The organism is Winogradskyella sp. (assembly GCF_965228925.1).
Classification (GTDB): Bacteria; Bacteroidota; Bacteroidia; order Flavobacteriales; family Flavobacteriaceae; genus Winogradskyella.
The window spans coordinates 3068233-3081421 of sequence record NZ_OZ245845.1 but is presented as its reverse complement, the minus strand read 5'-3'; the positions used below and the strand labels follow the sequence as shown (position 1 = coordinate 3081421).

General features: G+C 34.6%; 11 protein-coding genes. 2 read left to right on the top strand and 9 right to left on the bottom strand.

Going from position 1 to position 13189, the window contains the following annotated elements:
- Window positions 1-3 precede the first annotated feature (3 nt).
- On the bottom strand, window positions 4-870 hold the full coding sequence (locus ACO052_RS12835) for an ABC transporter ATP-binding protein (protein WP_422104177.1): 867 nt from the start codon (window positions 868-870) through the stop codon (window positions 4-6).
- Window positions 871-1284: 414 nt separating this feature from the next.
- Here ACO052_RS12835 and ACO052_RS12830 point away from each other — a divergent pair, with 414 nt between their 5' ends.
- Together ACO052_RS12830 and ACO052_RS12825 are read left to right on the top strand one after the other, a co-directional pair.
- The gene (locus ACO052_RS12830) at window positions 1285-1866 is read left to right on the top strand and encodes a sensor histidine kinase (RefSeq protein ID WP_422104176.1); all 582 of its coding nucleotides are present in this window, start codon (window positions 1285-1287) and stop codon (window positions 1864-1866) included.
- Window positions 1863-2552, top strand: a complete 690-nt coding sequence (locus ACO052_RS12825) for a LytR/AlgR family response regulator transcription factor (protein ID WP_422104175.1) — start codon at window positions 1863-1865, stop codon at window positions 2550-2552. Before ACO052_RS12830 ends, ACO052_RS12825 begins: the two co-directional genes overlap by 4 nt.
- A 321-nt stretch (window positions 2553-2873) precedes the next feature.
- Here ACO052_RS12825 and ACO052_RS12820 read toward each other — a convergent pair whose 3' ends face one another.
- The 8 genes from ACO052_RS12820 to mnmE all read right to left on the bottom strand — a co-directional run bounded on the left by ACO052_RS12820 (window position 2874) and on the right by mnmE (window position 13123).
- Window positions 2874-3692, bottom strand: coding sequence for a hypothetical protein (locus tag ACO052_RS12820; RefSeq protein WP_422104174.1), 819 nt, complete (start codon window positions 3690-3692; stop codon window positions 2874-2876).
- Window positions 3693-3703: 11 nt separating this feature from the next.
- The gene (locus tag ACO052_RS12815; protein WP_422104173.1) at window positions 3704-5026 is read right to left on the bottom strand and encodes a hypothetical protein; all 1323 of its coding nucleotides are present in this window, start codon (window positions 5024-5026) and stop codon (window positions 3704-3706) included.
- Window positions 5027-5038: 12 nt separating this feature from the next.
- Window positions 5039-7138: a hypothetical protein gene (locus ACO052_RS12810; RefSeq protein WP_422104172.1), complete on the bottom strand. Its 2100-nt coding sequence runs from the start codon at window positions 7136-7138 to the stop codon at window positions 5039-5041.
- A 101-nt stretch (window positions 7139-7239) separates the two neighbouring features.
- Window positions 7240-8304, bottom strand: a complete 1065-nt coding sequence (locus tag ACO052_RS12805; protein ID WP_422104171.1) for a trypsin-like serine peptidase — start codon at window positions 8302-8304, stop codon at window positions 7240-7242.
- 67 nt (window positions 8305-8371) lie between these two features.
- Window positions 8372-8995, bottom strand: coding sequence for a response regulator (locus tag ACO052_RS12800; protein ID WP_422104170.1), 624 nt, complete (start codon window positions 8993-8995; stop codon window positions 8372-8374).
- Window positions 8992-10773, bottom strand: coding sequence for a tetratricopeptide repeat-containing sensor histidine kinase (locus ACO052_RS12795; RefSeq protein WP_422104168.1), 1782 nt, complete (start codon window positions 10771-10773; stop codon window positions 8992-8994). The genes ACO052_RS12800 and ACO052_RS12795 overlap by 4 nt, the downstream gene beginning before the upstream one ends.
- 28 nt (window positions 10774-10801) lie before the next feature.
- Entirely contained in the window at window positions 10802-11341 is a 540-nt protein-coding gene (locus ACO052_RS12790) for a hypothetical protein (protein WP_422104167.1), read from the bottom strand.
- A 360-nt stretch (window positions 11342-11701) separates the two neighbouring features.
- Window positions 11702-13123, bottom strand: coding sequence for a tRNA uridine-5-carboxymethylaminomethyl(34) synthesis GTPase MnmE (gene mnmE, locus ACO052_RS12785; protein WP_422104166.1), 1422 nt, complete (start codon window positions 13121-13123; stop codon window positions 11702-11704).
- Window positions 13124-13189: the final 66 nt, after the last annotated feature.

Below are 13189 nucleotides of genomic sequence, written 5' to 3'. Positions count from 1 at the left end.
GTTTTAGTTATTGATTTGAGAAAAATAAACGTCTTCTAAACTGGGGTCTACGGGAACAAATCCGTTTCTGGGGTTTTCTTCACTTATAATCTGAATAATTGGTTTCCCCAAGAATAACTTGTCATTAATGACGTTATACAACTTTTTGTAAGACTCTAGTTCGGATCTTTTTATGGATTTCTGATATATCTTTCCATTAAATTGTTCAATCAGTTCTAGTGGGTTTCCCTGTAAAACCACTTCTCCTCTATTGATAATGGCCATTTTAGTGCAAAGTTCTTTAATGTCATCAACAATATGTGTGGAGAATATCACGATGGTATCTTCAGCAATTGCGCTTAGAAGGTTGTAAAAACGATTACGCTCTTTAGGATCCAAACCAGCAGTAGGCTCATCTACAATGAGTAGTTTTGGATTGTTCAATAAAGCTTGAGCAATACCAAAGCGTTGTTTCATCCCACCAGAAAACCCACCAAGATTTCGCTTTCTAACATCATACAAATTGGTTTTATGCAGTAGTGCCTCTATAATTTGCTTTCGTTCCAATTTATTTGTAATTCCCTTTAAAACGGCAAAATGATTTAGAAGCAATTCTGCAGACATCTTTGGATATAGGCCAAATTGCTGAGGCAGATAGCCTAGCATACGTCTTACAGGATGTTTATGAGTTTGTACATTGAGATCATCTAAAAGAATGCTTCCTTCATCTGCATCTTGAAGTGTTGCAATAGTGCGCATTAAAGTAGATTTTCCAGCGCCGTTAGGCCCTAAAAGACCAAACATTCCTTTTGGAATTTCTAGAGTAACATTTTTAAGTGCTTCTACGCCATTATCATAAGTCTTGCTTAAATTATTAATAATGAGTTCCATACGATTTTCTTATTGATTTAGGGCAAACCTAATACTGAAGTTCATCTGTAAAAAGTAAGTGGGATGTATTAGGTCTTTAGGGTGATATAAATGCTGTGAGGTGCGATAAGGCGGTTCATCACACTAAATGACATATTTATGCAAGTATGGAGGTCGTTTGTCAACTTAGTTGTCTGCTGAGATTTAATTACCTATTATTGACCCATGAATGCAAAGTTTCATATCGGTAAGAGGAAGGTTGCGCCGATACTTATATTTAGATTAGTACTGGTTTTCGTCGGAATAATCATCATACTATTCAATGATACTCTTGGGAAGATTGAAGGATTTGTAGAATTCTTATTAAGCTACTTTATAGTCGTATTTACTACAGTTTTTCATTGGCTATTTGTAAATATCAAGTTCTTGATTACTATGAAGAATGAAAAAGCCAAGACGGAGCTATTGAACCTACAATCCCAGGTAAATCCACACTTCTTCTTTAATATGTTAAATAATCTCTATGGTTTGGTTGATAAAGACAGTGAGAAAGCAAAACAATTGATCTTAAAACTTTCTGATATGATGCGCTATAGTATTTATGAAGGACAAAAGGCATATGTTACATTACAACAAGAAATTGACTTTATCTATAATTATATTGAGCTCCATAAAATGCGCTACCATAAGGACATACGCGTAGAATTTGATGTTCAGGTCGAAAACGAAAATCTTAAGATAATGCCCTTACTGTTTATTATCTTAGTGGAAAATGCATTTAAACACGGTGTAGAAGTCTTAAGGCATAATGCCTTTGTAAACATCTCACTAGTCACCAAAAAAAATGAAGTAACTTTTAGAGTTGAAAACAATTTCGATATTGAAGAGACACATGAAACGGGCATTGGTTTAAACAACTTAAAACGACGATTAGAATTGGCATATGATAAAATACATAGTTTTAATACGTCAAAAGTTGATGATGTATACACTGCAGAGCTTTCTTTAAAATTATGATTAGGTATATAATTGTTGACGACGAGCACATCGCACACGATATCATAAAAGGGTATTGTGATGCTTTGCCGAACCTTAGTTTTGTAGCGAATTGTTATGATGCTATTGAAGCTATGGAGTGCCTGCGAAAAAATGAGGTTGATCTTGTTTTTCTTGATTTAAATATGCCTAAATTGAAAGGTTTTGAGTTTTTAAGGGTTTTAAAAAATCCTCCTAACATTATCGTAACGACGGCTTATCAAGAACATGCTTTAGAAGGTTATGAATTAAATATTGTAGATTATTTATTAAAACCTTTCAGTTTTGAACGGTTTGTAAAAGCCATCAACAAAATAGACTCTAAGCACGTTGAAACACCAACTTTGAATAGCGGTAAAACAGAAGAAGGCTTGTTTTTGCGTTCTAACAAAAAGCTTATTCAAGTAAAACGTGATGACATTTTATTTATTGAAGCTACCGGAAACTATGTAAAGGTGGTAACAAACTCAAATGAAGTTCAGGTGAGAGAAAAGATTTCCGATATACTAACCATACTTCCAGAAAATGAATTCTTTCAGGTTCATAAATCTTTTATTATTGCCAAAAAACACATTACTGAAATTGAAGGCAATAGAATATTTATCGATGATTTTGTTATTCCTATTGGGAAAACCTATAAATCTAATTTGAATAAATTGTTTCCATAGCCACTATTCACAAAATGTTTAGTTATGATTGGCACTTTATCGAAAAACTATCCCATACAATAACGCATATGCTTTATGACCTAAAACTGCTATTTACCGATGCAGAAAGTAAAACCATAGAATATATCAATCTTAAAGCTATTACGATACAAATTTGGCACATTGAAAATCAAAATAGATCAAAACATCTATAATCAAAGAGATAAGTAGTTAGATTCATACTGAATCTCTTTATTTATGTTGTAAGAACTAATCATATTATTGATTACAAATTTCTATTTGTTAATTTTCATGTAGACAATATATACTCATAGGCCCAAATTAATCAAAACTAGGTAATCTTTGATTAAAATGAAATGAAATAAAATCTTCTTTTGAGTACCCAACCTTTTCAAATATTTTTTGCCAAATTTCTTTTAAATCCTTATCCAATAAACACCTATGTTCTTCCTTTTTATCAGATGTTATTACAACGGAAATTCTATTATCAATAAGGTTCTTTAGATTAAAATCCGGATTATACTTTTTTTCGATCTTCTGAAGAATTTCTTTTTTATCAGGTCTTCGGTTCTTAATATTGGTACACATATAAATTGGTCCAGCGGAGGACACCAAACATTGTTCCACCATATCTGAAAAGAAAACAACACGAGTGTTTTTGTTATCTTTTCTACTCTTCAACAGCCCATGAATACTTTCCAGACTGGTAATGATGCAGCTTTGATATTGGTTGATGGTATCTATTTTTTCATAGCCATAGCGCTTAAGTATTTCTTTTTCTAATTGTAAAGCCTTGATATATCTCAGTTTTTTTGCCTTATTTACATCTGAAGTTAGCCCACTTTTAGGAAATGGAGCTATCTCTTCTTTGAAAATAGCCTTTGAAAATGTACTATTATTTATTGGGTAAACTTCAATTTTTGATCCCCATGGGAGTTGATTAATAAGTCTCCTTGAGTATTGCGCCAGTGTGCTAATACTTATACTATCCAGACTAGTGGTCATGTCGCAAAATAGAATAATATTTTTTGGAGTCCTTAGGCTCTCGGTAACTTTTTCCTCTTCAAAGGCATTCTTCGTCAATTCTTCGCAACCAAGAAGAATGGCCAGTAAAATCAGGCATGTAACTTTAATTTTCATAATGGTATCGTTTAATGATTTAATCTTCTGGTATGAGCAGCATATTGTTTACGCATCTCCAATGCTCGTTGGAATAAATCCAGGTTTATATTTCGTTTTTGAAAGCCATGCTCATAACCATGGTAATAACAATCTTTATAATATGATGTTGTATCTTTTATAAAAGCACCTTTTTCCTCACACCAATCCAAATAGCATTTATAACTCGCCAACTGTTGCTCTAAAGCGCTTACTTTTACTTCTTGCTTGATTAATTTTTTTTGGGCCGTTTTATATCGATATCGAGCCTTTGCCAGTATGATTCTGTTTCTAATCTTATGTACTCCCATCGCGCCACAAATGCCACCAATTAAAGGAAATAACAAGGCCAATAGGATAAATGCCCATTTTGTTACAGATTTTAGGTCTACTGGGTTCGTCGGTAAATTCAATGTGCCATTGGAAAACTCACCTTGCGTCAAAACTTGGTTAAGTATTTCTTTTTCTTCGACCATATAATTTATGAACTTAAACCTAAAGTAGCCCAAGGCAATTATTGTTACCAGACAAAGGGCAAATAAAAACGTATTAAAACCAAACCTAATTTTCCAAACGGTTTTTATACGCTCTATATCTTCAGAGTTGTCTGTAATTCCTGGTAAGTTCTCTTTCTTAAACATGGTGACACTACGCTCAAGAGATGGTAATATGTACATGTCAAAATATATTTTGATATATACTGCACACAGTGCAATACCAATTGCCATACCGTATTTTTCGTGCGGGGCTGTTAAATCAAATCCTTGGTTTGTAATCTTAAACGACAAAATGGCATCGGCAACGATTAGCATTAACCCAACTCCGACATAAAACATACCTAACAAAAAAGAAAATGAATTGGGGCGCCATTGATAAGCTTTTGTAAGAGTTCCTAAATATTTTTCATTAATTTTCAGCAAATCATTTGCTTGGCTTCTGAGTGATTCTGCACCGCCTAATATCGTTTTAACCTCTTGCTCAAGTCCCTTAAAAATTGTTTCAACATAAGCTCTTGTTCTTCTTACACTATCACTGACAATGGAATCAATAGCTGATTTATTCATAGAGAGCATCCCATCACTGATACCTGCCTTTCTGAAATTCTCCCCTACTTTACCAATTTCGGAAAGAATCTGTCTGAATGTTTTAGGCACATCCTGATCCTTTTCAATTGTATTTATTTCTATGGAGCTTTCGAAGTATTCATCTGGATTGGGAATATCATTTATTGAACTGGTCTCGTCTTTTGAGTTACCGATCATGGCAGCGAAAACTCTAGACATCCAATTTTTAAGGTTTAGTAGAAATGTTTTCATAGTAATCTGTTATTAAGTGTCATATCTATCTCTTCCTTGAGTTATAAACCAATCCGCAAGATCATAACCAAATGCCAGCTTCATTTTTTGATCAAAGGTTTGATTATTAAAATCATCCAGACTTTTACGAAAGCCTTTCATTCTATCTGAATATTTTTTACGGCTCTGATCCGTTTGTTGCACCAGCCCTTTAAGCAGCAACTTCTTTTTCTCTTGGTAATCTAAATTTTCATTTTGTAAATCCTTAAGGTCCTTTTCAACATCTATCAATTCTATTTCACTTGATTTTAATTTACGTCTAAGTCCATCAATATATTCAGTTTCAATAGGGAATTGTAGCCTTTTAAAAGAGCTGATTGGAATAAATCCATCAGCATCAGACATCAAAAGGCGTTTTTCTTGTGCTTTGCTGGAATAGGTCCATGAAATTAAACGTCGAAACCTTTTTCTGATTTTTGGCACAAGGCTCTTTAAGAATGTAGGCCATTTATTTCTTATGTGATTGGTTTTAAGAATTAGAAGATCCAACAATTCTTCTTCCAGTAAAATCAGTTTTTCTGAGAACTGTCTATTTTCAGCCAAAGTATACATTAAGGGTTCAGGTACTGAATTCATTTTAATACGGTGCTGTAAATGTGTTACTCTTCTGACAATAGTGTTTTGAGTTTGAATAAGCCCTTTATAGTGCAATGCTATCCCTATCAAAAATCCTCCCACCAAACTACAGGTCAGAAATCCGATAAGCTCTGCAGCGCCCTCAAGGTTTTTAATGTACATGACCAAAGCTGTTGTTATGAACAAAATGACCAAAAAGAGCAACTCTGTATTTTTTTTGAGCAAGCCCGACGGCTTCGAAGTTGAGGTGTTGTTTTCAGAATCTATATAAAAGCGAGGAATGATGACATTGATAATGTACATGAAGGCCAAACCACCAATCATCAAGGCCATGGTGCTTCCTGCAACCTGACCAGATAATGATAAGTCGAGTTTGTTAATGTCTCCAGAACCAAGACCAGACTGTAAGATGATGAATATGACACTTAGAACAAATATGTAAGGCATGAGTTGAAGCCACATTCCCAAAAATGATGACGTCTCAATGTTTTGGGCATATTTGATATGGTCTTCAATTTCAGCTTTGATCGTTAATTTCTGTTCGTTTATATCCCCAGAAATAAGCATTGAAATAAGTTTGCTACAAGCCCATGCCAGCCCTAGGACCAAAAATAAAAACACGAGCACAATCATCATAAAGATCAAAAGCTTGAGCCCTTCTGGCAAGGGTATTTGTTCTTTTACATTTTCACCAAATTGATACAGTGCATTTAGAATAGAATACAACCAACTTTCAGAATTGAAATTTCCATATTTAAATGAAAAAATAGAAAAGAACCATCCAGCAACACCAGTTACAGTTAATCCGATGTAGAGTACAAAATTTGCTGTAATTGTATTGACTCCCTTCTTTATGTATCGATCTACATCTGTTTTAATGTTTTCCAAAATGGCCTCATAACCCTCAATCAGTTTTTTAAAAAACTTACTCTCTTCTAATAAACCATCCTTATTTTGCTTAAAGGTTTGCTCGTTAATGGCATACTTGTTTTTTGAAACTTCGCTCAAGGTCCTGATGAGTTCATCCAGTTCATCCTTGACTTGTTTGATGCGATCTATAATAACTGTTTCATTTTTTTTATTCATTGTATCCATTGTGCTCTGGATCTTTTGCTCTAGCTCATCAATTTTATTCTTCAGTTCTGTTTTATAAGATGCCGTTAAAGCCACTTCTTTTTCAAAAGCTCTCAGTTTTTCCCTTTCCTCTTTTATTAGGGCTTCAAACCCTTTGATTTGTTCTTCATAGCGCTCTAAATCCTTCTTGAAACAGTCTTCCATATTGAGCTGGCTAACCTTTCTTTTTTCCAGATAGTCTTTCAGTAAATCCTCATATGCTTTTTTTGGCGCTTCTGAGCTATTTATAATCTCGTAGAAACTGTACCTTTCCAAATCTGGTACATTGGTCTTATTTGAATTGTTGCGGTCCATGCTATTGTTATCTGATTCCGATTCATTATGGTCATCAAAGCTTGGAATAAATGATTCAAGATTATCCATAATATTTTAAATTTTATAAACTCAAATTAAGGGGCTGTTGGCATCACCAAGATAATGTACCACGTCGTGCATGGATATACCTTGGCTAGGGTAAATTTTTATTAGTATGCAATCTTAAGTTCATTAAGCAAATCGATTAAATATGTTGAGCTGACCGCCCAATTGCTTCCCTGTTTCCCAATTATATTATTGTCTGAGCCGCCATAGTGAACACCAATGACTTCACCTGAATCAAGCTCGATTACTGGTGAGCCAGAGTTACCATGCCAGGTACTACAATCATGTGCATAAATAAATGATGCTGCACTGGACGGAGATATTATGCCTGGAGCCAGGCGTTTCACGTCAAATATTTCATTAAAAAATTCGTCTCTGTACATGGAGTTCTTTCCTGGGTATCCAATAACAAAAACCTCATTATCATACTTAGATTTATGCGTAGCTATTTCCAGTCCCAATGGTAAAGATTCCCCTTCGCAACTTTTGTCATATACCTCTAGGAGCGCAATATCCGGCTCGTCATTTTCAGTCATGTGCAATACTCTTTTTATCTTAAAGGTCTTTTCGTCATTGATATTGTACTCTTCCTTGAAGTCAATCGAGACTTCCAAAGTTTTTCCCATATGGTTTGCATAAATATCAAATGAGTTCTCTCTTCTAGAAGCAAAAGTATCGGCCACATGCCTATTGGTTACGACAATATTTGTCCCCTTAATGAGCCATCCTGTGCCCACCCAATCAAAACGACTGTGGTTTTTAATTTCAATACGTCCAACACTAGGTATCGCGGTATCGATATTGGCTTTACTATCATGAATACGCTTTTTCCATATCGTATCAATAGAGCTTTCAATGGTATCATTTATTACTAAAATCACGGGGCGACCAAATGCGCTGATAATTTTTTCGCTATAGATATTATGGTCAAAATTATTGCCGACAAGTGTTTTTGTGATTTCAGTACTATTAGCTATGCTAAGCTTTTTTCCGTATTGAATGAAGAACCTATTTACGCTTGCATAAAATGCCTCATGGTTTTCAAAATCTATATAGGTGCATATTTCACTTAAGATTTCGATATCGTCGATGCTGTCCTTAAGGTTTATAAATACTTCGTATGGTGTATTCCGAAGATTTTCCTTTTCTAGTAGTTGTTCAAGAGTCATAATAAATTTTCTTTTGAACAAATAAAGAGGCTTTCCAAGATGATTGCAATACCGTAGCTAAGGTATATTATTCTGAGTCATATCGTTTGCTCAAGGCGTATTTTAAAAGTGAGTTTTGGCCTTTAAGACCCAACTTTTCAATCATGTTTTTTCGGTGTGTTCCTACAGTGTGCACCTGGATAAATAGTTTATCAGCAATTTCTCTGTTTTTCAGTCCTTGCGCTATCAAGTCCAATATTTCCTGCTGTCTCTTGGTCAATATACTTTTTTTCTTGATGTTACCATTAAGCTTTTCATCTACTAAAACATTCGGATCATAATAGGTCTCTCCTTTATGAACTCTACGCGTGGCCTCCAATAAAACCGACAATGACGCATTTTTAAGAAGATACCCTTTAGCTCCTGCATCCATCATTTTTTTCAAAGTATTTTTTTGCCCTAGCATTGTAAACGCAATAACTTTAATATGTGGATATTGAGTGCTGATTATTTTAGTGACCTCAATACCGTCCATTCTAGGCATACGAATATCTGTAATAACCATATTAACGTGTCTTTTTCTTAAAACATCCAATAGTTCAATTCCATCATTAACTTTGTCTACAATACAAATGTCTTCTTCGATCTCGAAGAAAAGTTCTATGCCGTCTATGAGACTATTGTGATCCTCTGCAATAACTAAATTTATCATACTGGAATTTCTATGATTATTGTGGTTCCTTTATGTATTAATGAATCGATATTGAGTGTTCCCTTCAACTCCTCAACCTTTTTCTTGATATTCCTCAGACCTATCCCCTTGGTGTTTTTCAACTTTGAGGTATCAAAGCCATTTCCGTCATCTTCGACCAAGATACTGATTATCTTATCCCTAAGTATTATTTCTATCGTCACTTCTTTTGCATCTGCATATTTTAGGATATTGGTTATAAGTTCAACAGAAATCCTTCTCAAGTCATTTTCCAAGGAAACGTTAACAAAATCTTCCAGGCCGTGAGTACTGATATCAATATTAAGCTTGCTAGCTTCGGTGACATTATTTGCAAAATCATGTATGGAATCGAGCCAATACTCGGAACGCCTTGATGCCGAATCTTCAACATGAGCCATATTTCTAATCTTTTGATATACTTCTTCCAACAGGCTCCGCGCCGTTAAAATCAGGCTTTCTTCTTCTTGCAGAAAACGATCCTTTCGTATTTTAAGGTTTTCAAAGCACCTTCGAATTGCTATAATCAGGCCTCCCAAATCATCGTGAAGTTCGCCTGCAATTCTCTGTCGCTGTTTGTCCTTTTCTTCATTACGGGCATCTATGGTATCCAACTCTTTCTTCTTCCTATAGTACATTGACATAAATATGGTTAGAATTATAATGAGCATTAAGCCAATAATAGAGGTATACAAATACATCTTTTGCTTTTGCTTTTCGGCCTTTAGGATTAGGTTTTTTTTTGAAAGCTCAATCGTCTCAAGCTGTGTTAAAACGGTATTTTGGGCTACAATATTGATACTGTCCTTATAGCTTATCATCTTCTTTAAATACAAATGCGATGATTTAAAATCATTGAGATTCTCATAATTAATAGACAGATATTGATATAATTGTTTTTTACGATTGAAGATATTTTCGGCAATGGGAAGTGCATCGGCTTTTTTTAGTATTTGTATGGCCTTTTCGTAATCGCCTTGAAGTGTATAGTTATATGCTTTGGTTTTGAGAGAGGAATCCATTCTATCTGGGGACTTTAAAATTTCCGCATAATGAATCATGCTATCTGCATGAATCTCGGCATTGGTATAATCATCTGCATAGCTCTGGAGAAAAACCGCCTTATAATTATTTACCTTATAAAATGCCTCAGGAGTACCGATCATGTTGGCATATTTGCTGGCTTCATCTAGATGAAAAATCGCCTTTTCCAAATTATTGGGCAATATATCCATAAAACAAAAGCTCAGATGTGCTGTGAGCAATTGTTCTGGAGTATCATTTTTTTTGGCATTCTCAAAAAAGGTCATCAAATAAGAACGCCCATCGTAATCTAAAAAATCTTGAGAAAATAACGTGTAATGCAAATCATAATTAACTTTATTCTCCATTAATAAATTACTTGTCTCCTTAAATAGCTCTTGTGCTTTTATCTTAAGTTGAAATGCTCTTTCCTCTCGATTTTGATAACGATATGTATCGCCAAGAACATGGAAGTACCATGCCTTATAGGGTTTTGTTAGTTGGGTCGTATCAACTTTTTTCAATAGGCTAAAAGCCGAGTCAATGTTGCGCTTTTGCAAGTAAAGTTTTCCTAAGTAGTAATGGTAACTATTACTATCTAGATCAATAACATTGATTTTATAATTGAAAGTCGAGTATTGCTTATTTTCCAGCAAAGAGTCCAATAGTCTTACTTGAGAGGTGGCAACATTTGAAAACAAAATGCTAAAAACCAAATACACGACTTTCAATTTCATACTGATTATTTTTTAATTCGATTAAACTTTATCCTGCTGGGTCTAGTACACCTCCAGCTACAGTTTTAGGTTCTTCTTTCGGATTTACATCTTTAAAAGAACCGTTGATAAACTCTTGCAGTTCCTCCAAATTGAAAATATATTCTTCTGATTTTGCATCATACGACACATGATTTTGCACAAAAAACCTATATACGTCTTTATGCCATTGCTCAAAATCTTCATCATGGACCGTAATGACCAGAATTTTATTATTCGAAAAATCAAAATTTGAAAACACCTCATCCAAAGGGAATTGGTTCTTATCCCAAATCATATTTTCAGATGCCAATTTTTCCCTATTTGTAGGGTGACCGTGTGCATAAATACTTAGCATACATGATATGTTCGTCGTGGAAATATCATAGCGCTTTACCTGAGCTAGAGAATAGGTTTTCCCATTTTCATCAGATAAAATCACCTTTGGTATTTCTGTAAACATTTCTACTGTTTTATTTTCAATAGAATAATTACCTGTACTGTAAAATGTTCTTACGTGTTCGGGGCTCTTTAGTGTAGTTTCTTTCATGACTTGAAATTTTAGTTAAACAATTCGTTGAATTAATATTTCAAATCTATACTACTTAACTATTCCAAAACATACCTTCGGTAAGGCAAATTTCAAAAAAAGATTAGTTACAATTATTTCTTCTTTTTAAGGCATAATTATGTTAAGGAAAACACCTTTTAAAAGATAATTTTATAATACACAATTAAATAATTATAAGGAGAATTTAAATTTAGTTAATCTTCTTTATTAAGACAAACAAATATAGATAATTAATTGATTTCCAAAAGATTTGGATTATTTTCAACCAATATTTAGTATGATACAAAAAGTCTTTCCGTCTCATCATAGGTATTTCAAGAAAATAGTACAGGTTTTTAACTATTTACCAATACAAAAATTAGCAAAAATATTACCTAACAGATCATCATTGGTAATCTCACCTGTGATTTCACCAAAGTGATAAAGCGCTTGCCGGATATCGATAGCCAATAAATCGCCGGACAACCCTGTTTCTAAACCATGCTGTACTTTTTGGATCTCTTCAAAAGCTTTTAATAAGGCATCATAATGTCTAGTATTAGTGACTATAGTATCGTTGTTTTTCAAGGCACCGGTATTGACAAAACTCAATAAGGTATGTTTGAGTTCTTCTACACCATCGCCTGATTTGGCCGATAAAAGTTGGACATGAGATTTCTCACTCGTGTTCGAAATGACAGTGAGTTCATTCCTCAACCTTTCAACTTCAATATCGGAAAGCTTGTCTACCTTATTAGCCAGAACAATAAGTGGTTTTTGAGGGTATTTGTTCCTGATTTTTTCGATTTCAAGCTTTAGTGTTTGCGATTTCGCGCTATCCCTCGAAATGACATCTGCTTCGAATAAATAGATAACAACTTGAGCTTGTTCAATTTTTTCAAAGGTCTTTTTAATACCAATACTTTCTACCACATCTGCAGTATCTCTTATCCCAGCCGTATCTATAAACCGAAAACCTATACCACCAATAGAAATCTCGTCTTCTATGGTATCTCTCGTCGTTCCTGCGATATCTGATACTATGGCGCGATCTTCATTAAGAAGCGCATTTAAAAGCGTAGACTTACCGACATTGGGTTCGCCCACAATGGCCACGGGAATACCATTTTTAATCACATTACCGACAGCAAAAGAGTCAATTAAACGCTTTAATACAAAATTGATACGTTCAACTAATGCTTTAAACTGGGTTCGGTCCGCAAACTCAACATCTTCTTCCGCAAAATCGAGTTCCAATTCAATCAGCGACGCAAAATTCAACAGCTCTTCCCGCAATTTGGCGATTTCGGACGAAAAGCCTCCCCGCATTTGTTGCATCGCAATTTGATGGGAAGCTTCATTATCACTAGATATGAGGTCGGCCACGGCTTCCGCCTGACTTAAGTCTAACTTTCCATTTAAAAAAGCTCTTAAGGTAAACTCCCCAGCTGTTGCCATTCTGCACCCTAATCTTAAAAACAACTGTATGATTTCTTGTTGAATATAAGGTGAGCCATGACAAGACACTTCAACAACGTCCTCGCCAGTATAAGAGTTTGGGTTCTTAAAAACGGATACGAGCACTTCGTCGAGCGTTTTATGCCCATCGATAATATGACCTAAATGTATAGTATGCGTGGCTTGTTGACTAAGTACCTTATGAGATACCGACCTAAAGGCTCTAGACACTATAGTGATAGCCTCTTGACCAGATAATCTTATAATCGCAATCGCACCACTTCCTGATGGTGTTGCCAAAGCTACGATAGTATCGTTATGCATAGTTTAAGCTTTAATGCAAAAATATTGTAAAATATCAGATGGTTAAAGCCGCTATCGTATTTAAGA